This is a genomic window from Streptomyces marincola, assembly GCF_020410765.1.
GTDB classification, from domain to species: Bacteria; Actinomycetota; Actinomycetes; order Streptomycetales; family Streptomycetaceae; genus Streptomyces; species Streptomyces marincola.
This window is the reverse complement of record NZ_CP084541.1, coordinates 4,849,961-4,871,150: the sequence shown is the minus strand read 5'-3', so window position 1 is coordinate 4,871,150 and position 21,190 is coordinate 4,849,961. Positions and strand designations below refer to the sequence as shown.

Sequence of the window (21,190 nt, the reverse complement as noted above, 5' to 3'; positions counted from 1 at the left end):
TCGTGCGTGTTCTCGATCCGGTTCTCGATCCGGCCGGACTGCCGATGGTCGATCCACGGCGGAATCGCATGGCATCCTCCTCGCGGCTCGTGGGGGGTGAGGAGCGGAGACCAGTGGGAGCGCTCCCAAGCTTTGAGGAATGGACTGCACACGTCAACCCCCGTGCAGAATCGCCTTCTTGCGTGGCAGGTCAGCGGTAATTTCTCGAACGACCCCTTGGCGGGAAGGGGACTTGTGGCCTACGGTCCCTTCAACCAGTGGGAGCGGTCCCAACTGCCGGGCACGGACGAGCGCCAGGGCAGGACAGCAGGACGATGAGCAAGCCGCTCCGAGCACGAACCCCCACAATCCCCCACATCACCCCCACAACCTCCCAGAGCGTTCCCTGACGGACGCAGCACGGTGAGTTCCCATGTGCCCCAAGGCCGGGGCCGGTTCGGCGCCCCGGCCGGCGAGCCCCTCTCGCCGCGTTCCCCGGTCCCTCCCATGAGCGGGGAACGGGCACGTGTGGGTGTGCGACGGGTCGGGAGATGCCTCGGCATCGGCCGTACGCAACCATCCGGAGGATCACAAGCAATGAGCCGCACCAACCCCCCACGCCGCCGGCTCGGCCGGCGACCGGTCGTCATCGCGGGAGCCTTCGCCGGGGCATGCGCCCTGACCATGGGCACCCTGAGCACCGCGGCAGCGGACGAGGACGTCGACACGCTGGCGCGGGTCGACAACCCTTACGCGGGCGCCCAGCTCTACGTCAACCCCGACTGGTCCGCCGCGGCCACCGCGGGCGGCGGAGAGGCCATCGCCGACCAGCCCACCGCGGTGTGGCTGGACAGCAGGGCCGCGATCACCGGCGGCTCGGCCGGCTCCAACACCATGGGGCTGCGCGAGCACCTGGACGAGGCACTGGCGCAGGGCGCCGACGCCATCCAGATCGTGACGTACAACCTGCCGGGCCGCGACTGCGCGGCGCTCGCCTCCAACGGCGAGCTGGGGCCCGAGGAGATCGACGTCTACAAGACGGAGTTCATCGACCCCATCAACGAGATCGTGTCCGACCCGGCCTACGCCGAACTCCGCATCATCAACATCGTGGAGATCGACTCGCTGCCGAACCTGATCACGAACGTCAGCGGGCGCGAGACGGCCACCCCCGAGTGCGACGAGATGCTGGCCAACGGCAACTACGTCAAGGGCGTCGGCTACAACATCGCGACACTCGGTGACAACGAGAACGTCTACAACTACATCGACATCGGCCACCACGGCTGGATCGGCTGGGAGGACAACTTCCAGGCGAGCGCGGACCTGCTGTTCGAGGCCGCCAACGCCGAGGGCGCCACCCCGGAGGACGTGGCCGGGTTCGCCGCCAACACGGCGAACTACAGCGCGCTCAAGGAGGACAACTTCGCCATCGACGACGTGATCGGCGGCCAGCCGATCCGCGGCGAGAGCTCCTGGATCGACTGGAACAACTACGTCGACGAGCTGTCCTTCGCCCAGGACTTCGCCTCGGTCGCCGCCCCCGCGGCCGGCTTCCCCGAGGGCCTCGGCGTCGTGATCGACACCTCGCGCAACGGCTGGGGCGGCCCCGACCGGCCCACCGGCCCCGGCCCGCAGACCAGCGCGGACGAGTACGTCGACGGCGGCCGTTACGACCGACGCATCCACCTCGGCAACTGGTGCAACCAGGAGGGCGCCGGTCTCGGCGAGCGCCCGACGGCCGCTCCTGAGCCGCACATCGACGCCTACTCGTGGATCAAGCCTCCGGGGGAGTCGGACGGCTCAAGCGAGGAGATCCCGAACGACGAGGGCAAGGGCTTCGACCGGATGTGCGACCCCACCTACGAGGGCAACCCGCGCAACCAGAACAACCCCTCGGGGGCCCTGGACGGCGCCCCGATCTCGGGCCACTGGTTCCAGGCCCAGTTCGAGCAGCTGATGGCGAACGCCCACCCGCCGCTGTGATCCGGGCGCGGCACTGACCCGATCGCACAGGAACTGAAGTCCCCCCACGCGCCCGCCCCCGGCACCCCCCAGGTGCCGGGGGCGCGGTGCGCGGGACGCGCGGTCAGCGCCGGGGGCGGGGCGCCGACCACCGGCCCCGGGCACGCTTCCGCGGAAGCAGTCGAACAAAGCGCGACACGCCTCGTTCACCGGCCGGGACAACACCATGCGGCCTTCGCCCACCGACACCCGAGCGCCCCAACGCCCCAACGCCCCAACGCCCGCCGCTCCCCGGCGCCCGTTCGCCCGCCGGCCCTGGGCACCCGGCACCCGGCACCCGCCGCTCCCCGCGCGGCCCGGGCCGCGCGCGTTCACCTTCCGAACGCGGGCGTGCCGATCGGGGCGCGCGCCGCCGCGCCACTCCGGCCCCGTTCCAGTGCTCGGCGCCCCCGCCGCGCCGGGCACGCGGCAGCGCGCCGTCACGCGGGAACGGCCGCGTCCGGGCGCAACGGCCAGCGGCGCGCCCCGAACTGGGTGACGGTGACGAGCGTCCCGCCGTCGTGCGACAGGGCGACACCGCCGTCCGCCCGCCCGAACGGGAGGTCGGCGAGCACCGTCCCGCTGTCCGCGTCCCACACGGCACCCCACCCCCGGCTGCCGGGGAAGTAGACGAGCGGCCCGCGGCCCGCCGGCCACACGAGGTCGCCGTCCGGCTGGTCGTGCATCGGCAGATCGGGCACGGCGGTGCGCGGCCGGGCGTCGGCGTCCGCCGCGTCCGGCGGCAGCAGCCACAGCGCTGCGTGCCCCTGCTCCGTGGCGCCCGACACCGCGAGGGCGGAGCCGTCGGGCGCGAAGGAGAGGCCCGTGATCTGCCGCAGCCCGTGCGGTTCCGTGTGGCCGAGCTCCGCGCCCGTCGCCACGTCGCACACCACCACGCGGCTGCGCGCGTCGCGGACGCCGAACGCGACCCGGGTGCCCGGCCCGTCGAGCGCCACGGCCTCCACGCGCAACCGCCGCCAGTGTTCGGCGTACTTGGGCCGCTCGGTCACGGTCAGAACGCTGTCGCCGGTCGCCGCGTCGAGGACCAGCACCCGGCCGAGCCCGCGCAGGGCGAGCGCGAGCCGTGAGCCGTCGGCGCAGAAGGCCAGGCGCAGCCGTTCCTCACCGTGCGGCGCGGCCGGCGGCAGTGGGTGGCGCCAGCGGGTCGCGCCGGTGGCGACGTCGTTCAGCACGACGCAGGACTCCTCCCCGAGCAGCGCGCGGACCAGCACGTCCCCGCCGGGGCCGAACGCGAGATCCGTCAGGTAGGCCGCGTCCGCGACCGGGGGCAGCAGCGAGACCTCGGGCGCGCCCTCGCGCCCCCCGGGCCAGCGGCACAGCACCTGCGGGCGGTCGGCCGAGTCGCGGTCGAGCTTGGCGCAGAACGCCAGCGCGCGGGCGTCCTCGGTGATCGCGGCGTGCGGCACGGACCAGTGGGACAGCGGGAGTTCGGCGCCGTCGCCGGCCCCCGCCCTGCCGGTGAGCGCGGCGGGCAGGCCGGTGAGCAGCACGTGTCCCGGGCGCGGCGCGGGCGGCGCGGGCTCCTCGCCGTCCGGCGGGGCGAGCCCGGCGAGGAACCACGCGTCGATCTCCTCCTGCACCACGACCAGCGCGCGGCCGTCCGGGGTGAACGCGGCGTTCGCGCCCGCGGGGTCGGCCCACAGCGTGCGGCCCCTGCCGTCGAACAGCAGCGAGCCGAAGTCGGCGCCCACGAACGCGAAGGGCCCGCTGCCCGTCCACACCGCCCGCGTGGTGAGGGCCGCCGCGGGCGAGTCGGCGTCGAGGTCCCGCGCGAAGCCGCGCGGGCGCAGCAGGGCGCCCGCCGCGAGTTCGGCGCCGCCGGGCGCCTCGCGCAGCGTCAGCAGCCGGGCGGCAGGGCGCGCCGAGGTGGCGAGGCCGGCCTGTTCCGGCGCGCCGCCGACGGCCCCGCCGACGGCGAACACCTCGCCGCCGTCGGGCGCCACGGCCAGCGCCCCCACCGACGTCAGGCCGGTCTCGGCGGTGGCGAGCACGAGCCCGGTGGCGACCTCGCGCGCCACCACGCGGCCCGCGGGACCCGCGTGGAACAGCAGCCGGCCGGTGGCGTCGAGCGCGACGGGCCCGAACGCGTCCTCGCCCTCGGGCACGTGCAGCAGGACCTTGCCGGTCGCGGTCTCGACGACGGCCACGACGTCGGTGCTCCCGGTGCCGACGGCCAGCCGCGAGCCGTCGGCGGAGAACGCGAACCGGACGAGGTCGTCACGGCTGAAGCACAGCGCCTCGTCGGCGCCCAGGTGAGGACGTACCTCCCACAGCGGTTCGCCGGTGCGCGCCGACCACGCGCGCCACACGCCCTCGACGGCCGTCACGACGGTCGCGCCGTCCGGGCTGACCGCCATGTCGTAGGCCTCGTCGTAATATTCGCCGCCGCTGAGGTACCACACCAGCGGGGCGTCCCGCGTGGTGTCCCAGCGCACGATGTCCCCGCCGTTGTGGTGCCACTCGGCCGCGGCGGCGAGCGCGAGCCAGCGCAGCCCGTTCGGTGCCGCGACGGCGCTCGCGCCGCCGTAGAAGTAGGCGCCCTCGCTGCTCTCCGCGTCGTCCCTGTCGTCCTCCGCCGGCACCGGCACCGTGCCGGTCTCGACGTTGTCGAGGCGGCCGAGCTTCCGGGTGCCGGCCAGCGCGTGGCAGGGGCGGATGTCGCCCGCGACCCACTGCGCCCACCAGTGGTCGGGCATCGGGCGCTGCCCGGCCGGCCAGCGCAGCACGCGCGGGGCGATCGCGGCCAGCTGCTGTTCGTCGAGCTGTTCGAGCAGGTGGCAGATCTGCTGCCAGCCCGCGCTGCTCGGCCGGTCGTCGAGCAGGACTTGCAACGTCGTCATCGCGTCGTTCCTTGCTTCCGCACGTCAGCCGAGGTCGTAGGCGCGCACCTCGACGGGGGTTGCGACGACCAGCGCGCGGCCGTCAGGGCTCAGCGCCCAGGCCGTCGAACGGCCCAGGTCCGGGACCGAGAGCAGGGATCTGCCCGCGGCCAGGTCCCACACCGTGACGGTGCGGCCGGCGCGGACCGCGGCCCGGGGCCCTGCCGGGCCCCACACCGGCCGGGTGATCTGCTGCCGTGCCTCGCCCGGCAGTTCGGCCAGGACCTGCCGCACCGGCTCCCCCGGGCCGAGCGGAACGCGCACCGCGAGCGCGGTGCCGTCCGCCGAGCCGACCACGGCCAGGTGCCGCCCGTCCGGCGAGAACGCCAGGCCCGAGCACCAGCCGACCCCGGTGTCGAACGTCGTGATCGCGCCGTCGCGCAGGCCGAACACCGCGATCCCGCCGCGCGGCGCCCGTTCGTAGGGACGGCACAGCCGGAACGCCACGCGTGAGCCGTCCGCGTCCACGGCGACGGCGTCGCTGCCGCCGACCCCGGCCGGCCCCGCGAGCTGCCGCCCGTCGGGCGCCGCCCAGGCCAGCACGCTGCGGCTGCCCTGATCGCAGCCCGCGACGGTCCGCCCGTCGGCGCTCACGGCCAGCCTCAGGCCCCCGACATCGCCGTAACCGGCGTACAGCGGACGGCAGACGGCGCGCCGCCAGCGCTCGGCCGTGCCGGGCAGCCGCCAGTGGGCGACCTGCCCGACGTGATGCTCCTCGGTCCCGCCGAGCGACGCGGTCAGCGTTCCCCCGCCGGGCCCGAACACCAGGTCGCGCACCACCGCGCCGGGCGCGCGTCTGGCCACGCCGAGCCGCCGCGGTTTCTCGCCCGAGCCCGGCCGCATCACCATCAGCTCGCCGAAGTCCGGGAACCAGGGCGCCGCCGTGGCGACCGCGACCTGCTCCACGCCCTCCGACACGGCGACGGCCGTCACGCGCTGCGCCACGGCCGGCCGGCCGGGCAACGGCCGGACGATGTCCAAGTCCCCCGGATCGCACAGGTGCCGAACAACCATGACACGGACCCTAGACCGCCTGACCGGCTCGGGGGGCCAGGTTGCGAAACCAGCTGAGCCACAATTCGACTACATCGGGCGTGACCAAACGGATACGGGCGCCATCTCGGCCGCCCGTGCGCCGTTCCCGGGCGCGCCGCGCGCCGTCACGACGCCTCCTCGACGGGGTCAACCATGCTCCGCCCTATCCCCCTCAGGGCGGAACCAACCGACTCCGCAGCGTCACTCGCGGGGGCGAAATCCGGTCGCCCCGGCGGTGGTTGGATCCCACCGGGCCGCACGCGCGCCCCGCGCCGGTCGCGCACGCCCGCACCGGTCCCGGCGCGGCGGGAACGACGGGCCGGGTCGAACGGCCGCCGCCTCAGCGCGGATGCCGGACCAGCGCCCCGAACTCGTCGAACGGCACGGCGTGGTGCCAGGCCGCGTCCCTCGCCTGGCACGCGCGCAGCACCACGCGCGGCTCGGTGACGATCTCCACCTCCGTGAGCCGGTCCGCCTCGTCGAAGCGCAGCACCGCGAGCACCCGGCTGTCGAACAGCCAGAAGTCCTCGCCGGGCAGCCGCAGCCACTCCGCGTCGGCGCGCCACAGGTTGCGCACGTCCTCCCCCGCCAGCGCATTCCTGTGGGCGGCGTCGAGCAGGTACAACTGCCCGAGCGTGGGCGGGTCGTCCACGACCCGCACCCGCTCGAACCGCTTGCCCAGGGCCGTTTGCTTGCGGCGGCCGGCGAACCACGGCTCCTCGGGACCGGGCCCGGCCCCCTGCCGCTGCCCGGTGAGGAACCGCTGGTAAGCGGTGCTCCGCTCGTCCGCCTGATACCGACCGCGCGTTTCCAGCCGCCACGCGGTGTGCTCGAATGTCTCGAACATGCCGGTGAACTGCTCAAGGCCCACCACGGTCGGCGCCCTGGCCGCACCCGCCGAGCGGCAGTTCTCGGGAAGCCACATCAGGACGCGTGCGGCGTCCAGGTCGTGAACGCCGTGCTCGGCGCCCGCGAAGCCCGGCTTCCTGGCCATGGGCGCACTCCTTTCCTCGCTACCGCGACCAGCATGACGATTCGGTGACGATCTGTCACCAGCGCGTTACCGGACAGCCGCGCGCCCCATCAGGTCACCGAGGGCGACGCGCCCCCGTCGCCCGCCCCGGGCGGCACGGGCGGGCGGCGGGGGCGCGGAGCCGCGGCCGAAGGGGCGGCGGGGCCCTCAGGACGAGGAGCGGCGCACCAGTTCTGTGGGCAGCACAAGACGCGGCCGGTCCGATCCCCCGTCGGAGATCTCGGCGAGCAGCGCCCGCGTCATCGCCCGCCCCATGCCCTCGATGGGCTGCCGCACGCTGGTCAGCGGCGGGTCGAGGTGCCGGGCGAGCGCCGAGTCGTCGAACCCGACGAGCGCGACGTCGTCCGGCACGCCGCGCCCCAGCTCGCGCAGCGCGCGGCGGGCTCCGATGGCCATCAGGTCGGACGCGCAGAACACCGCGTCGAGGTCGGGCCGGCGCGCGATCAGCTCCCGCATGCCCGCGTGCCCGCCCTCCTCCGTGAAGTCGCCGCGCGCCACGAGTTCGTCCGCGGGTTCACGCCCCGCCGCCCGCAGGGCCTCGCGGTAGCCGTCCAGCCTGCACCTGGCCACGTACATGTCGGACGGACCCGTGATGGTGGCCACCGTGCCGCGCCCCCGGCCCAGCAGGTGCTCGACGGCGAGCTGGGCGCCCCCCACGTTGTCGCAGTCCACGTGCGGCACCGGCTCGTCGGCCGACCGCCGCCCGGTCATCACCACCGGCAGGCCCATCTCCGCGAGCTGGTCGGGCAGCGGGTCGTCGCCGTGCACGGACACCAGCAGCACCCCGTCGACGCGGTGGCTCGCGGCGTACTGCGCGAACCTGGCGCGTTCCTTCGGTGTCCTTATCAAGGTCAGCAGCAACTGGATGTCCGTGTCGGCCAGCTCCGCCGAGACCCCCCGCAGGACGCCGGAGAAGAACGGCTCGGCGAACAGCCGGGTCTCCGCCTCGGGCACCACCAGGGCGATGGCGTCGGACCGGTTGGCCGCCAGCGCCCTGGCCGCGCGGTGCGGCACATAGCCCAGATCGGCGATGGCCTGCTGCACCGCCGCCCGGGTACGGTCACTGACCCTGGGCGATCCGTTGATGACGCGGGACACTGTGCCACGACCGACACCCGCCCGCGCCGCGACTTGTTCAAGTGTCGGTCTTCCGTCGCGGCCGGCGCCGCGCCTTGCCATTGCCATCGCTTCCTCCCGTTTCCGCCGCCGGACCCAACTACATCACGGAATCCGAGACGAGCCGCTCTATGCCTTGACACCTGACGAGCACTCCGGAACCCTTCAACCCATCACGGCTGGGAGCGCTCCCACGCTCCCTGAACCCTATAGAACCGCACGTTCCGAACCCACGCCCCATCCCCCACAGGTCGAAAACCACCCGGCTGGGAAGGCAACGTCAGTGCGCCAGGAGGACGACGACGTCATGCGCAACACCACCCGTACCACGAGCCGGTCACGGCGCCGAGCCACCAGAACGGTCGCTGTCGGCCTGACCGCCGTCCTCGCCACCGCGTTTCTCGGCGCGTGTTCGAGCGACGACGGCGACGACGGAAACGGCGACGAGGACGGCAACATCACCCTGCGGATCGGGTTGTTCGGCCAGTTCGGCTACGAGGAGGCCGGCCTGTACGACGAGTACATGGAGGCCAACCCGCACATCACCATCCAGCAGGACCTCACCTCCGAGAACGCGGACTACATCACGCAGCTGCGCACCCGTCTCGCGCAGAACAGCGGCCTGGCCGACATCCAGGCGGTCGAGGTCGGCAACATCGCCGAGATGACCGGGGAACTCAGCCCCCGCTGGGTCGACTTCAACGAGTACGACACCGACCTGAGCCACTTCGTGCCTTGGAAGGTCGACCAGGCGACGGACGCCGAAGGCCGCGTGATCGGCCTCGGCTCTGACATCGGCCCGACGGGCATCTGCTACCGCGTCGACCACTTCGAGGCGGCCGGGCTGCCCACCGACCGCGAAGAGGTCAGCGAGCTGTTCGCCGGCGGCTGGGAGGACTACCTCGCGGTCGGCGAGGACTTCATGGCGAACGCGCCCGACGACGTGGCGTTCCTCGACTCGGCCGGCGGCCTGTTCAACGCCGTCGTCTCGGCGTACGAGGAGCGTTACACGAACGAGGCCGGCGAGGTCGTCTACCAGGAGAGCGAGGGCGTGCAGACCGCCTGGGACCTCTCCATCCAGGCCGCCGAGGCCGGGATCACCGACCAGCAGCGCCAGTTCGCCGACGAGTGGGAGAGCGCCCTGGCCAACGGCGCGTTCGCGACGCTGCCCGCCTGCCCCGCATGGATGCTGACGACCATTCAGTCGCACGCGGGTGACGCGGGCGCCGGCCTGTGGGACGTCGCGCGCTCCCCCGCACCGTCCAACTGGGGCGGCTCGTTCATCGGCGTGACCGAGGCCTCCGAGCACAAGGAGGAGGCCGTCGCCCTCGCCGAGTGGCTGACCGCGCCCGAGCAGCAGGCCAAGGTCTTCTCGAACGCCGGCAACTTCCCCAGCTCCGCCACCGCGCAGCAGTCGGACGACGTGCAGAACGCCACCAACGAGTACTACCCCGGTGTCCCGACGGGTCAGATTTTCTCGGCCGCCGCCGCGGAGATCCCCTCCTCGCCGATCGGCCCCAACGACCAGATCATCCAGGAGAGCATCACCAACGGTCTGGTGACGGTCGAGCAGCAGGGCAACGACCCGGAGAGCGCGTGGGACGACGTCGTGAGCAATCTGGACAACGCACTAGCGGAATAAGGCCAGGACTCTCCGATGACCACTGAACACCGCCAGGCCGCGCCCCCCGCCAAGGGGGGCGCGGTCCCGCGCCCGACGACCGATCCGTCCGCGGCATCGCGGTCGGCCCTTCAGGACCCGAAGGAGAAGCGGCGTGCGGAACGCCGCTCACGGCGCTACCGCTGGGACATCAAGTACAGCCCCTACGCGTTCATCTCACCCTTCTTCCTCTTCTTCGCCGCGTTCGGGCTCTTCCCGCTGCTGTACACCGGCTGGGCCGCGCTGCACAGCTCGTCGATGCTCACTCCCAACGACATGGAGTGGGTGGGCTTCGACAACTTCACCCGATTGTGGGATGACGAGTTCTTCTGGACGGCCCTGCGGAACACCTTCACCATCGGCATCATCTCCACGGTGCCGCAGCTGCTGATGGCGCTCGGCCTGGCCCACCTGCTGAACTACAAGCTGCGCGGGAGCATGTTCTACCGCGTCGCGATCCTCACCCCGTACGCCACCTCGATCGCCGCCGCGACGCTCGTGTTCGCGATGCTCTACGGCCGCGACTACGGCGTGATCAACTGGGGCCTCGACCTGATCGGCATCGACCGGATCGACTGGCAGGCGGGCACCTGGTCCTCCCAGTTCGCCGTGGCGACCATCGTGATCTGGCGCTGGACCGGCTACAACACGCTGATCTACCTCGCCGCGATGCAGGCCGTGCCGAACGACCTGTACGAGTCGGCCGCGCTCGACGGTGCCTCGCGGTGGAAGCAGTTCATCCACATCACGCTGCCCGCGCTGCGGCCCACGATCCTCTTCACCGTCGTGGTGTCCACCATCGGCGCGACCCAGCTGTTCGGCGAGCCGCTGCTGTTCGCCGGGGACCCGTCCGGTGGCACGCAGCACCAGTACCAGACCCTCGGCCTCTACATGTACGAGATGGGCTGGATCAACCGACATCTCGGCCGCGCCGCGGCCATCGCCTGGTCGATGTTCCTGCTGCTGATCGTCATCGGGCTCATCTACTGGGTGATCACCCGGATCATCGGGCGCAGCACAGGCGAGGAGGACTGATGGCCACTGTCAACACCTACCCGGCGCCCGAACAGGCGACCACGGCGGGCGGCCCGGAACGGGGCCGCAAGGTCCGGCGCAACAAGGCCGGCGCGGCCGGGCGCCAGATGCACGGCGGCTGGCTGACGTACACGATCCTCGCGGTGTTCGCCGTCGGGTCCATCCTCCCGCTGCTCTTCTCGGTCATCGCGGCCTCGCACGACAACGCGCGGCTGGCCGAGCCGACGCCCCCGTTCTGGTTCGGCGACAGGCTCTTCGACAACCTGGAGCTCGCCTGGACCGACGCCAACCTCGGCACGGCGATGTTCAACACGCTGTTCGTCGCGGGAACGATCACGGTCTCGACCGTGCTGTTCGCCACGCTCGCCGGGTTCGCGTTCGCCAAACTGCGCTTCCGCGCGAAGAACCTCCTCATGCTCATGGTCATCGGCACGATGATGGTGCCGCCACAGCTCACCGTGGTGCCGATGTTCATGGCGATCGCCGAGCTGGAGTGGACCGACCAGCTCCAGGCGGTGATCCTGCCGATGATGGTCAGCGCCTTCGGCGTCTTCTTCATGCGGCAGTACCTGGTGCAGGCGCTGCCGACCGAGCTGATCGAGGCGGCCAGGGTGGACGGTTCCAACAGCCTGCGCGTCGTGTGGCACGTCGTCTTCCCCGCCGCCCGTCCGGCGATGGCGGTGCTCGGCATGCTCACGTTCGTGCTGGCCTGGAACGAGTTCTTCTGGCCCATGATCGCGCTCACCCAGCAGAACCCCACCGTGCAGGTCGCCCTCACGGGCCTGGGCCAGGGGTACGTCCCGGACCAAGGAGTGATCATGGCCGGCGCGCTGCTCGGTACGCTCCCGCTGCTCGTCGCGTTCGTGCTCTTCGGCAAGCAGATCGTGGGCGGCATCATGCACGGCGCGCTCAAGGGCTGAGCACTCCGTCGCGCGCGGTTCGATACCCTCTCTAGAAGCAAGAATGGGAGCGCTTCCATGACTGAAAAGCAACCACGCGTCTTTCCGCCCGATTTTCTGTGGGGCTCGGCCACCGCCAGCTACCAGATCGAGGGCGCGGCGCGTGAGGACGGCCGGACCCCCTCCATCTGGGACACCTTCAGCCGGACCCCTGGCAAGGTGCACGCCGGCCACACCGGGGACGTCGCCTGCGATCATTACCACCGCTGGCAGGAGGACATCGGCCTGATGGCCGAATTGGGCCTGGGCGCGTACCGGTTCTCCGTGTCGTGGTCGCGCGTCCAGCCCACCGGACGCGGGCCCGCCGTTCAGCGCGGGCTGGACTTCTACCGCGCCCTGGCCGACGGTCTCCTGGAGCGCGGGATCACGCCGGCGATCACCCTCTACCACTGGGACCTCCCGCAGGACCTGGAGGACTCGGGCGGCTGGCCCGAGCGGGAGACCGCCGAGCGGTTCGCCGAGTACGCGGGGATCGTCGGCGAGGCCCTGGGCGACCGCGTCGGCATGTGGACGACGCTCAACGAGCCGTTCTGCAGCGCGTTCCTCGGCTACGGCTCCGGCGTGCACGCCCCGGGGCGCACCGAGCCGGAGAGTGTGCTCAAGGCGGCGCACCACCTGAACCTCGCGCACGGCCTCGGGGTCCAGGCGCTGCGCTCCGTCCTGCCGCGCAGCGCCGAGATCGGCGTCACCCTCAACCCCGTCGTGGCCAGGCCGCGCACCGAAGAACCGGCCGACGTGGACGCGGCGCGCCGCATCGACGCGCTCCAGACCCGGATCTTCTCCGGGCCGCTGCTGCACGGCGCCTACCCGCAGGACCTGCTCGACGACACCGCGCGCGTCAGCGACTGGTCGTACCTGCGTGCCGGGGACGAGAGCACCATCCACCAGCCGCTGGACTTCGTCGGCCTCAACTACTACACGCCGTCGATCGTCTCGGCGCCCACCGACGGCGCGCAGGCGCCGCGCAACGACGGGCACGGCTCCTCCGACCACTCCCCGTGGGTGGGCTCGGAGCACGTCGAGTTCCACCTCGCGTCCACCGAGCGCACGGACATGGGCTGGGCCATCGACCCGACCGGGCTGACGGAGCTGCTGATGCGGTTCCACCGCGAGCTGCCGAACCTGCCGATCTACATCACGGAGAACGGCGCGGCGTTCGAGGACAAGGTGGACGCGGCCGGCCTGGTGCACGACCCCGACCGGATCGCCTACCTGCACGGCCACCTCGACGCCGTGCACCGCGCGATCGAGCAGGGCGCCGACGTCCGCGGCTACTTCCTGTGGTCGCTGCTCGACAACTTCGAGTGGGCGTACGGCTACAGCAAGCGCTTCGGCGTCGTGCACGTCGACTTCGACACGTTGCAGCGCACGCCGAAGGCCAGCGCCCGCTGGTACGCCGGCGTGGTCGGCTCGGGCCGGCTGCCCGCCGCCTGAGCAGCCGGCCGGGCCACCACCGCCCGGCCGCAGGACGCGGCGCGGCACGGCCCGCCGCGTCCCCACCGACTCCCCGCGTCCGCCCGGAAGCCTTTCCGGTTCCCTCCCGGAAAGGGGGACAAGAGGGAGGGGCCCCCGGACCCGCGCCGACCCGAACGGCGGCGGGCCGGGGGCCCGTTCACGTCCCGGCCGGTTCAGGTGAGGGGGCGGCGGGCGGGCCGTTCGATGGATACGAACCGTCGAACCGGTGACCTCCACCGCCATCTCGACCGTTCCGGCACGGTAGCTGCCCTTCGGCACAGGGCACATGGCTCATGGGCGTTGACGGCCCAGTGACCATCGGAGCGATCGATCATGGACGTCGGGAACGTACGTGCGGCACTCGCTCGCAAGGGCCTGAGCGCGGCAGAGGCAGCCCGCCGAATTCGCTACGACCCGGCTTGTCTTTCGCGTGTTCTCAACGGTCGGCAGGCGCCGTCAGCGGCACTTGAGCAATCCCTCGCGGCACTGCTCGATCTGGACGAGGGCGACGAGCGCGCCCAGTACGCGATGCGGCACCCGACGCGGCTCGACCGGGCGGCCGTGGCAGCTCTGGCGGACGCCCTGGCGGCTCAACGGCGCGCGGATGACGTGGTCGGCCCGGTGCCGCTCCTGCCCGCTGCCGAGACGCATCGGACGGTGCTCCTGCGGTTGCTGCGGGATGCGCGCGGCCCCGAGCGCGACGCGCTGGGCGAAGTGGCCGCCGAACACTGTGCGTTCCTCGGCTGGCTGCACGTCCAATTGCGGTCCGACCGTGCCGTGCCGGTGCTCCATGAGGGAGAGCGCATCGCCCGGGAGGTCGGGTCGGGCCCGTTGATCGCGCAGTCCCTGAACTTCCTCGCCTGCCACTGGCGGACGCGCGGCGACCACCGCCGAGCGGCCGAGCACTTCGACGCGGTGACGCGCACGGAAGGCGTGCACCTGACCCAGAAGGCCGCGAACACGGCCCGCGCGGCCGAGCAGACCGCGAAAGCCGGGGACAGGACGGCGGCAAGGACACTCCTGCGCGCTGCCGAACACCTCGGGGAGCGGGCCGCGAACCGGACTCCGCCCGAGGCCGCCTACTGGTTGCGGGGGCAGGCGTTCCAGCTGCTCAACCAGGGCATCGCGCACGACGCCATCGGGGACGGCAAGAGCGCCCGCGAACACATCGCCGCGGGTCTCGCCGGCATCCCCGCCCCCCACCTGTCGGCGCCCTGGATCAGCGACTACGTCAGCCCCGAGCGACTGCGTGAGTTGTCACCGCTGTGAGCTGAATTCTTCCGCTCGGTGGCCGGCCAACGGGACGGCGGGCGAGAGCGGCGGCATTGCGGATCGACGCCGAGACGACCACCCGCACCCTCATCGTTTGACTGCACCATGCCTGCTTTGACGCCAGAATGCAGTCGTGACTGCCTTCACCATCAGAGAAGTACCCGACGACATCGCCTCCCGCTTGAAGGTCCGCGCCGCCGAGGCCGGCCAGTGCCTCCAGACCCATCTCCTTGCCCTCGTCACCCGGGAAGCCACCCAGCCCACCCTTGCCGAGATCGCGCAGCGTGCCGAACAGCATGCGGCCGGTGAGATCGACAACGATGCTGTGTTCGCGCTCATCGACGAAGGACGAGCCGCACGTTGCCCGGGCGGCGTTCATCGACGTGGCGTACCTGCACGGCGAGCACGCCAACACGTTCCGTGGCCTCGGTGACGCGGGCGCGGCCGGGCTGCGCACGCCGGCCCTGGCCCGGCAGGTGAAGTCCTCGCGGTGCGTGGAGGCGGTGCAGGACCTCAGGCAGCGCATGCGCCCCTTCGGCCGGCACCGGCTGGTGGCCGACTTCGAGGAGCGGGCCGCCCGGTTCGCCACGGCGGCGTAGCCGCCCTCGCGCGTCCGGGGCGGCGGACACCGTGGCGGCCGTGCCGGTCTGGGTGGACGTGGCGAGCAGCGCGGTGCCGGTGGCCAGGGCCGCGCCCGCGGCGGCGAAGCGCTGACGGGGCCGCCGATGGCTGTGGTGCATGAAGACCTCCCCGTCCTCGTGGTGCGTGTGGGGGTGTGGTGCGTGTGGGGGTGGTGGGCGCCCGGCGCGCGCTGCCGCGCGCCGGGCGCCGGGTCGCGGCTCAGCGCGGCATGCGGTCGCCGATCAGGGCCAGGATCTGGATGGCGGCGAGCCCGTACTGGGCCGAGTTGTTGGTGGACACGTTGTCGCACCAGTCGGTGGGGTTGAGGGTGTGCTCGACGCGTTCCAGGCGCAGTTCGGTGTCGCGGTCGTACTCCCAGTCGGCGCGCGGGTCGAGGAAGCCGCTCCACGCGCGTTCCGCCTGGGTGTCGTCGTCGAGGCGGACGGCGGCGTAGGCGGCGAGCCGGGTGTGGGCCTGCCGCAGGTTGCGGTTGGGCGACAGCCGCCCGCCGAGTTCCTCCTCGGCCTCGGCGTCCGTCCCGTTCCACAGGCGGCAGTACTGGAGCCAGGCGGCCTCGAACTCCGGCATGTCGATCTGCTGGAGCAGTTCGGCGTTGATCTCCACCAGGCCGAACACCGCGGCCAGGTGGGATGTCGTGACGACCGGCTCCTCCTGCACCTCGAAGCGGCCGGTCTCCATGTCGTACCGGCCGCTGCCCTGGAAGAAGCCGTTGGGCTGGGCCGCGATGGTCTCCATGGTGCCGAGCAGCTTGTCGCGGCACTCCTCCCACAGCGGGCCGCGGCGCTCCCACTCCGTCAGCCACGCGGCGGCCAGGCCGCTCCAGTCCGTGCCGAAGCCGATGGCCAGTGCGCGCGGATCGGGTTCGTAGGGTTCCTCCCTGATCTTGCGGATCGGGTCGAGCACGAGGAACGTCTCCTCGCTGCGCGCGAGTTCGCGCATGAGGTCGCCGGTGCGCTCGTCCGTGGTCAGGTAGTGGTAGAAGCGGCGGTAGGTGGCGGTGCTGATGCGCTGCTGCTTCGCGCTGTCGGCCCAGTGCTGCACGCCGTGGCGGGTGCCGAGCCCGGCCCAGTCGCCCGCGTGGTAGACGTCGACCTCGCCGGTGTGCCGGGTCATGGCCTCGGCGAAGCGGAAGATGTCGGCGCGCCCGGTGCGCAGGAACGCGTACCACAGCCACAGGTCGGGCGACAGCTCGGAGTTGGCCCACGCGTAGCCGCCGATGTCGTAGCGCCAGACCTTCCGGTCGGCGTCCTGCGAGTGCATGACGTCGCCGTAGTCCCAGAACCCGTACCAGTGCCGCTGCGCCTGGGAGGTGACGTAGTAGTCGAAGAGGAAGTCGAGGTTGTCCTCGATCCTGGCGCGCTGCGGCGTGGAGCGGTCCACCGGTCCGAACAGGCCGCCGAACGCGCCGGTCTCGACGAGGTGGTCGACCGGGTTGACCAGCTGCGGGGCGGCGCGCACGGCGTCCGCGACGGCCCCGAGCCGTTCGGGTCCCGGGGTGCCGTCCAGCGCCCAGAACGTCAACTCGCTGGTGCGGGCGATGCCGTAGGGCGTGCCGAAGCCGGGTTCGTAGTCCTCGTAGGTGATCTCAAGCCCTTCGAGCTGCTCCTCGTAGGTGTCCTGGCCCATACCGTCGTGGTAGAAGCGGGTGTCCATCGCGGGCGCGTCGGGCGACCACAGCCACACGGTGACCTCGGCCTCGCGGGTGTGCGCGTTCCTGATGTCGAGCTGGGTCGGGTGCAGCTGCCAGAAGTCCTTGAGGCCGAACGCGAATCCGCCGGACGGGCCGCCGACGTAGCCGGTGCCCCCGGCGCGGCGGCCCTGGTCGACCGGTATCCAGCCGTGCCCTGGCCCTGTGCGCTTGTGCACGGTGAAGCCCTCGGAGCTGAGCTGGGACAGCTTGTAGTCGCCGAAGGCCGGAATGAGGTCGAGGCGGCTGGAGACCCGGGTGTCCCACGTGGAGACGTCGGGGGTCCTCTCCCCCGCGACCTGCGCCCGGCGCACCGCCGCGCCCGGGTCGCGCCGCAGTCCCGTGACCGGGCGCACGGCCTCGGCCATGGCGCCGTGGCCCTCCCCGACCAGCCGGACGTGCCGGTCGTGCGGTTCGTCGTCGAGCGGGACGGTGAACCGCACGCCGAGGCCGGCGACGGCGTCGCGCCGGCCGTCGGTGTCGAACACGAAGCTGTGCACCATCCGGAAGCTCTCGGCGCCGGCGAAGAAGTACAGGCGCACCGTGAACGGCAGCCAGGCGCGGCCCCGGCGGCGGTGCCGCCCGGTGATCCGCACGACGGCGCGCACGGGGCCCGACTGCTCGACGGCCACCTCCTCGATGTCGCTGAGCAGTTCCTCGCGGCGCACGGTGCCGAGGCCGTCGTCGGGGATGCCGTCCTGCCTGATGGTGACGAGCCGGCCGTTCTTCGCGACGACCCGGTCGCCGCGCATGACCCGGGTGACCAGGTCGGTGCCGCCGGTGGGGATGCGCGCGGTGATCACTCCGGTGCCCACGTCCACGTGGCCGCGCCGCTCCCTGACGGTGACCGGGGAGCGGGGGGCCGCCGGGCGGCCCGCGGTCAGGGTGTAGCCGTCCGACGGGCCCTGGGCCCCCGAGATGGTGTGGCCGCTCCACTTGAGCGAACCGTCGGGCCACAGCGCCAGCGGCCAGGACTGCACCGGCACGGGCGAGCCGTCGGCCGCCGCGAGGGCGAACGACTGGTCGCCCGGCACGGCGCCCATCGGCCAGGGGGTGCCCCAGCTGCTTCCGGCCAGTTCGGCCGGCCGGCCCTCCAGCCAGTGCAGGGGGACCTCCGAAGGCCCCGAGGGCTGGGCCGGCCGGCCGGCGGCGGACGCGGCCGAGGCGGCGGGGGCCGAGAGGAACGAGGCCAGGGGGGCGGCAGAGCCGACGGCCGCCGCGCCCCACAGGACGGAGCGTCTGCCGGGGCCGGTCGAGGCGGCGGCCGGGGAAGCCGAAGGGGCGGACGGGGACGGCCGGTTGGGGGGTGTCATGCGGGAACCTCACAGGGATGGGCGTGCGGGCCGGCGGGCGATTCGCGCGGGGTGGCGTCGGGACACGAGGACGTGAAACGATTCATTGAAACGCTGGGTGTTCCGGAGGGCGGGCGCCGACCGGGACCGGACGTCCGCAGGCCGTCCGCGCCACGAGCCGCGGGGGCCGCCGGGCCGGCGCGGGCCGGCGCGGGCCGGCGCGGGCCGGCGCGGGCCGGCGCGGGCCGGCAAGGGAGGAGCACGGACCGCACGCCGAACAGGCGTGCATACTGTGCAACTTGCTGCGGAATGCTGCGGATCGATCAGCTGCCGCTCATGATGACACCGGTCTGTGCGAACGGGCCACCCTCGTGCACGGAAATTCCCCGGCCCGTCCTCGCGCTCCCCGCCCGCTGCCCGCCCCTCGTCGCCCCTCCCCCGGCGCCGCGTCGCGCGCCCACGCGCGTCCGGCCGTTCCCGCGTCGCCCCGGCCGGGCGCGCACCGGGAACGCATCCGGCCGCACCGGTCCGGCGCGCCGTGCCGCTCCGTGGTCCGACCTGCTCGGTCCTGGCGCCTCACGCGGCGCGGGCGCCGCCGCAGGACTGCCTGACCACCAGCCGGGGCTGGATCGCCACACTGCGCACCGCGGCGCCGGCCGGGCAGGCGAGCCGTTCGAGGAGCAGGTGGGCGGCGTACTCGCCCAGTTCGCGCTTGGCCGGCGCCACCGCCGTGAGCGGCACCTCCGCGAGTTCGGCCAGTTCGTCGTCGTAGGCGATCAGGGCCAGGTCGTCGGGGGCGCGCAGCCCGCGCAGGCGCAGCCGCTGGAGCAGCAGGATCGCGTCCTGGTCGGAGTGGACGAGGGCCGCCCTCGTGCCGGTGGCCAGGCAGTCCTCGATGAAGTCGTCGTACCGGCGGCCCGCCGCGCCGGAGCCGGGCGGCAGCCGCCTGCCCTCCCGCACGGGGGCCGAGGGATCGAGCCCGAGCCCGCGGACGGCTGCCTCGTGCCCCGCGCGGATCAGCGGGGCGGTCGGGCTCGGGTGCGCGAACAGCCCCACGCGCCGGTGGCCGAGCAGGTGGAAGTGGCGCACGGCCGCGACGGCGCCCCCGCGGTGGTCGGAGACGACCGCGTCGCACGCCTCGTGGTGCTCACCCGGGCGGCGTTCCAGCAGCACGAACGGCACGGCCGCCGCGGTCAGGCGCTCGATGGTCGTGTCGGCCGCGCGGGCGCCGCCGGCCGACGCGACCAGCAGCCCCGAGGCGCCCGCCGCGCGCAGTTCGTCGATGCGCTCCAGGTCGCGGGGGCGCGCGTGCGGGGAGAGCGCGATGATGACCCGGGCGCCGCGGCGGGCCGCGACGGTGCGCACGCCGGTGATCACGGACGGGTAGTAGTAGGTGTCCGACGGCACCAGCAGCCCGAGGGCGCCCGCGTTCCCCGCCGCGGCCGTGCCCGGCGCGCCGGCGGCGCCCGCACGCGGTCCCGCGGGGCCGCGGTCCGGCAGCACCGCGCCGCCGCGCGACCTGACCACCTCGCCGGTCCTGGCGAGTTCGGCCAGGTCGCGCCTGATGGTTCCGGACGAGACGCCGAGCCTCGCGGCCAGGTCCGCGATGCGCACGACGCCGGTGGCCCGCAGCTCGCGGAGCAGCAGTTCGCGTCGTTGCGGCACGAGCAAGTCGGCCATCCACGTGTCCTCTCATGGCGATTGATGCATCATCGTAGGCCCGTATGCAGATCCATGAATCATCTCGTGCATTTGTATTGACTCATGTGCGGTGCTGGGCGAAGGTGCAGTAGCGCACGCCACCGAAGGAGCCGCCGTCGTGTCCCATCGAAGAAACCCGACCGTCCGAGGTCTCCTGGCAGCCGGGCTCGCGACCGCCGTGCTCACCTCGTGCGGCCTCTCCGACTCCGCGGACGGCGGGCCGACCACCATCACGTTCTGGTCGTGGATCTCGGGCTCGGAACAGCTCGCCGACGGGTTCAACGCGTCACAGGACGACATCCACGTCGTCTTCGAGCAGATACCGGCCGGAACGGGCGGCGGCTATTCGAAGATGTACAACGCGGTCAGGGCAGGCAAGAGCCCCGACGTGGTGAACGTGGAGTACCCGCAGGTGCCCGCCTTCGTGACGCACGAGGTCATCCAGCCGCTCGGCGGGTACGGCGTCGAGGACCTGCGCGGCCAGTACCCGGAATGGGCGTGGAACCAGGTGGCCCTCGGCGGCGACGTCTACGCCCTGCCGAAGGACATGGCCCCCCAGATCCTGCTCTACCGGGCCGACCTCTTCGAGGAGCACGGCTACGAACCTCCCGCCACCTGGCCGGAGTTCCGCGACCTGGCCGAGCGCGTGCGCGCGGATCACGAGGACACGGTGCTGGCGACGGTGAGCAACACCGACGCCTCGCTGTTCGCCGGCTTCGCCTGGCAGGCGGGGGCGACCTGGTTCGACACATCGAGCGGGGTCTGGCAGGTGGACAGCACGGACGAGGCCAGCCTGTCGATGGCCCGCTACTGGGACGAGATCGTCGCCGACGACCTGGTGAACATGGAGCCGGTGTTCGCGGAGAAGCACATCGCGGATCTCCAGCAGGGCCGTTCCCTCGCCATGATCGCCGCCCCCTGGATGGTGGGCAACCTCTCCCGCTTCGTGCCCGACCTCGCCGGCAGCTGGGGCGCCGCCCCCGTTCCCACGTGGGGCGACACGGCCGCGGGCAACTACGGGGGCTCCACGTTCGCGCTGCCCGTGGGCGCGGAACACCCCGACGAGGCCATGGAGTTCGCCCGCTGGGTGAGCACCTCGCCGGAGGCGGTGGCGGCGGCGGCCCCGGTGAGCGCGGCGATGCCCGCCAACAGCGGCCTCTTCGACGCCTGGCGGACCGAGCTCGAAGCGGCCAACCCCTACGTGCAGGGCATGGGCCTGCCCGAGGTGGCCTCCGCCGCCGCGGGAAGCGTTCCCGCGTCCTGGGAGTGGGGTCCCGACATGACCGACGGATTCGCCCGGCTCATGGACGAGATGTCCGCGTCCGTCGGGGACCCCGGCGGTATGGAGCGGGCCCTGCGCCGCTGGCAGGACGGCACCGTGGAGCAGTTGCGGCTGCGCGGCTTCGACGTGAACACCTGA

General features: G+C 72.8%; 15 protein-coding genes. 8 read left to right on the top strand and 7 right to left on the bottom strand.

The window, feature by feature from the left end; translation table 11 throughout:
• Positions 1 to 576 precede the first annotated feature (576 nt).
• Positions 577 to 1,965, top strand: a complete 1,389-nt coding sequence (locus LC193_RS21505; protein ID WP_404819467.1) for a glycoside hydrolase family 6 protein — start codon at positions 577 to 579, stop codon at positions 1,963 to 1,965.
• A gap of 458 nt (positions 1,966 to 2,423) precedes the next feature.
• Here the strand turns inward: LC193_RS21505 and LC193_RS21500 are convergent, their stop codons facing one another.
• The 4 genes from LC193_RS21500 to LC193_RS21485 all read right to left on the bottom strand — a co-directional run bounded on the left by LC193_RS21500 (position 2,424) and on the right by LC193_RS21485 (position 8,136).
• Positions 2,424 to 4,844, bottom strand: a complete 2,421-nt coding sequence (locus tag LC193_RS21500; protein ID WP_226076623.1) for a WD40 repeat domain-containing protein — start codon at positions 4,842 to 4,844, stop codon at positions 2,424 to 2,426.
• Between the two features lie 24 nt (positions 4,845 to 4,868).
• Positions 4,869 to 5,897, bottom strand: a complete 1,029-nt coding sequence (locus LC193_RS21495; protein WP_226076620.1) for a WD40 repeat domain-containing protein — start codon at positions 5,895 to 5,897, stop codon at positions 4,869 to 4,871.
• Between the two features lie 361 nt (positions 5,898 to 6,258).
• Positions 6,259 to 6,912 (bottom strand): DUF6879 family protein, encoded by a 654-nt coding sequence (locus LC193_RS21490; RefSeq protein WP_226076615.1) that lies wholly within the window; start codon positions 6,910 to 6,912, stop codon positions 6,259 to 6,261.
• Between the two features lie 186 nt (positions 6,913 to 7,098).
• The gene (locus tag LC193_RS21485; RefSeq protein ID WP_086158142.1) at positions 7,099 to 8,136 is read right to left on the bottom strand and encodes a LacI family DNA-binding transcriptional regulator; all 1,038 of its coding nucleotides are present in this window, start codon (positions 8,134 to 8,136) and stop codon (positions 7,099 to 7,101) included.
• Between the two features lie 214 nt (positions 8,137 to 8,350).
• Here LC193_RS21485 and LC193_RS21480 point away from each other — a divergent pair, with 214 nt between their 5' ends.
• From LC193_RS21480 to LC193_RS21460, 5 genes are all read left to right on the top strand, one after another.
• Positions 8,351 to 9,709, top strand: a complete 1,359-nt coding sequence (locus LC193_RS21480; protein WP_226076612.1) for an ABC transporter substrate-binding protein — start codon at positions 8,351 to 8,353, stop codon at positions 9,707 to 9,709.
• A gap of 15 nt (positions 9,710 to 9,724) precedes the next feature.
• The gene (locus LC193_RS21475; protein ID WP_226076609.1) at positions 9,725 to 10,762 is read left to right on the top strand and encodes a carbohydrate ABC transporter permease; all 1,038 of its coding nucleotides are present in this window, start codon (positions 9,725 to 9,727) and stop codon (positions 10,760 to 10,762) included.
• The gene (locus LC193_RS21470) at positions 10,762 to 11,682 is read left to right on the top strand and encodes a carbohydrate ABC transporter permease (protein WP_404819466.1); all 921 of its coding nucleotides are present in this window, start codon (positions 10,762 to 10,764) and stop codon (positions 11,680 to 11,682) included. The genes LC193_RS21475 and LC193_RS21470 overlap by 1 nt, the downstream gene beginning before the upstream one ends.
• A gap of 57 nt (positions 11,683 to 11,739) precedes the next feature.
• Complete coding sequence (locus tag LC193_RS21465; protein ID WP_226076608.1) at positions 11,740 to 13,155, top strand: GH1 family beta-glucosidase; 1,416 nt, start codon at positions 11,740 to 11,742, stop codon at positions 13,153 to 13,155.
• A gap of 354 nt (positions 13,156 to 13,509) precedes the next feature.
• Positions 13,510 to 14,445 carry a helix-turn-helix domain-containing protein gene (locus LC193_RS21460; RefSeq protein WP_226076607.1) on the top strand — a complete coding sequence of 312 codons (936 nt, stop codon included), beginning with the start codon at positions 13,510 to 13,512 and terminating at the stop codon, positions 14,443 to 14,445.
• Here the strand turns inward: LC193_RS21460 and LC193_RS21455 are convergent.
• The gene (locus tag LC193_RS21455) at positions 14,408 to 14,827 is read right to left on the bottom strand and encodes a hypothetical protein (protein WP_226078924.1); all 420 of its coding nucleotides are present in this window, start codon (positions 14,825 to 14,827) and stop codon (positions 14,408 to 14,410) included. The two genes, LC193_RS21460 and LC193_RS21455, sit on opposite strands and share 38 nt — an antisense overlap.
• Positions 14,828 to 14,831: 4 nt before the next feature.
• On the opposite strand from LC193_RS21455, the gene LC193_RS21450 reads away from it, so the two are divergent.
• Positions 14,832 to 15,047, top strand: coding sequence for a hypothetical protein (locus LC193_RS21450; protein ID WP_404819465.1), 216 nt, complete (start codon positions 14,832 to 14,834; stop codon positions 15,045 to 15,047).
• Between the two features lie 241 nt (positions 15,048 to 15,288).
• Here the strand turns inward: LC193_RS21450 and LC193_RS21445 are convergent, their stop codons facing one another.
• Both LC193_RS21445 and LC193_RS21440 read right to left on the bottom strand, forming a co-directional pair.
• Positions 15,289 to 18,090, bottom strand: a complete 2,802-nt coding sequence (locus LC193_RS21445; RefSeq protein WP_226076606.1) for an exo-rhamnogalacturonan lyase family protein — start codon at positions 18,088 to 18,090, stop codon at positions 15,289 to 15,291.
• A gap of 555 nt (positions 18,091 to 18,645) precedes the next feature.
• The gene (locus tag LC193_RS21440) at positions 18,646 to 19,749 is read right to left on the bottom strand and encodes a substrate-binding domain-containing protein (RefSeq protein WP_226076605.1); all 1,104 of its coding nucleotides are present in this window, start codon (positions 19,747 to 19,749) and stop codon (positions 18,646 to 18,648) included.
• 139 nt (positions 19,750 to 19,888) lie between these two features.
• Here LC193_RS21440 and LC193_RS21435 point away from each other — a divergent pair, with 139 nt between their 5' ends.
• Positions 19,889 to 21,190, top strand: a complete 1,302-nt coding sequence (locus tag LC193_RS21435; protein ID WP_226076604.1) for an ABC transporter substrate-binding protein — start codon at positions 19,889 to 19,891, stop codon at positions 21,188 to 21,190.

Bases quoted from the DNA above. Each gene is read 5' to 3' on its own strand.
- LC193_RS21455 (WP_226078924.1), bottom strand. From the start codon at position 14,827: ATGAACGCCGCCCGGGCAACGTGCGGCTCGTCCTTCGTCGATGAGCGC.
- LC193_RS21505 (WP_404819467.1), top strand. From the start codon at position 577: ATGAGCCGCACCAACCCCCCACGCCGCCGGCTCGGCCGGCGACCGGTC.
- LC193_RS21465 (WP_226076608.1), top strand. From the start codon at position 11,740: ATGACTGAAAAGCAACCACGCGTCTTTCCGCCCGATTTTCTGTGGGGC.
- LC193_RS21485 (WP_086158142.1), bottom strand. From the start codon at position 8,136: ATGGCAATGGCAAGGCGCGGCGCCGGCCGCGACGGAAGACCGACACTT.
- LC193_RS21500 (WP_226076623.1), bottom strand. From the start codon at position 4,844: ATGACGACGTTGCAAGTCCTGCTCGACGACCGGCCGAGCAGCGCGGGC.
- LC193_RS21490 (WP_226076615.1), bottom strand. From the start codon at position 6,912: ATGGCCAGGAAGCCGGGCTTCGCGGGCGCCGAGCACGGCGTTCACGAC.
- LC193_RS21445 (WP_226076606.1), bottom strand. From the start codon at position 18,090: ATGACACCCCCCAACCGGCCGTCCCCGTCCGCCCCTTCGGCTTCCCCG.
- LC193_RS21495 (WP_226076620.1), bottom strand. From the start codon at position 5,897: ATGGTTGTTCGGCACCTGTGCGATCCGGGGGACTTGGACATCGTCCGG.
- LC193_RS21475 (WP_226076609.1), top strand. From the start codon at position 9,725: ATGACCACTGAACACCGCCAGGCCGCGCCCCCCGCCAAGGGGGGCGCG.
- LC193_RS21470 (WP_404819466.1), top strand. From the start codon at position 10,762: ATGGCCACTGTCAACACCTACCCGGCGCCCGAACAGGCGACCACGGCG.
- LC193_RS21460 (WP_226076607.1), top strand. From the start codon at position 13,510: ATGGACGTCGGGAACGTACGTGCGGCACTCGCTCGCAAGGGCCTGAGC.
- LC193_RS21440 (WP_226076605.1), bottom strand. From the start codon at position 19,749: ATGGCCGACTTGCTCGTGCCGCAACGACGCGAACTGCTGCTCCGCGAG.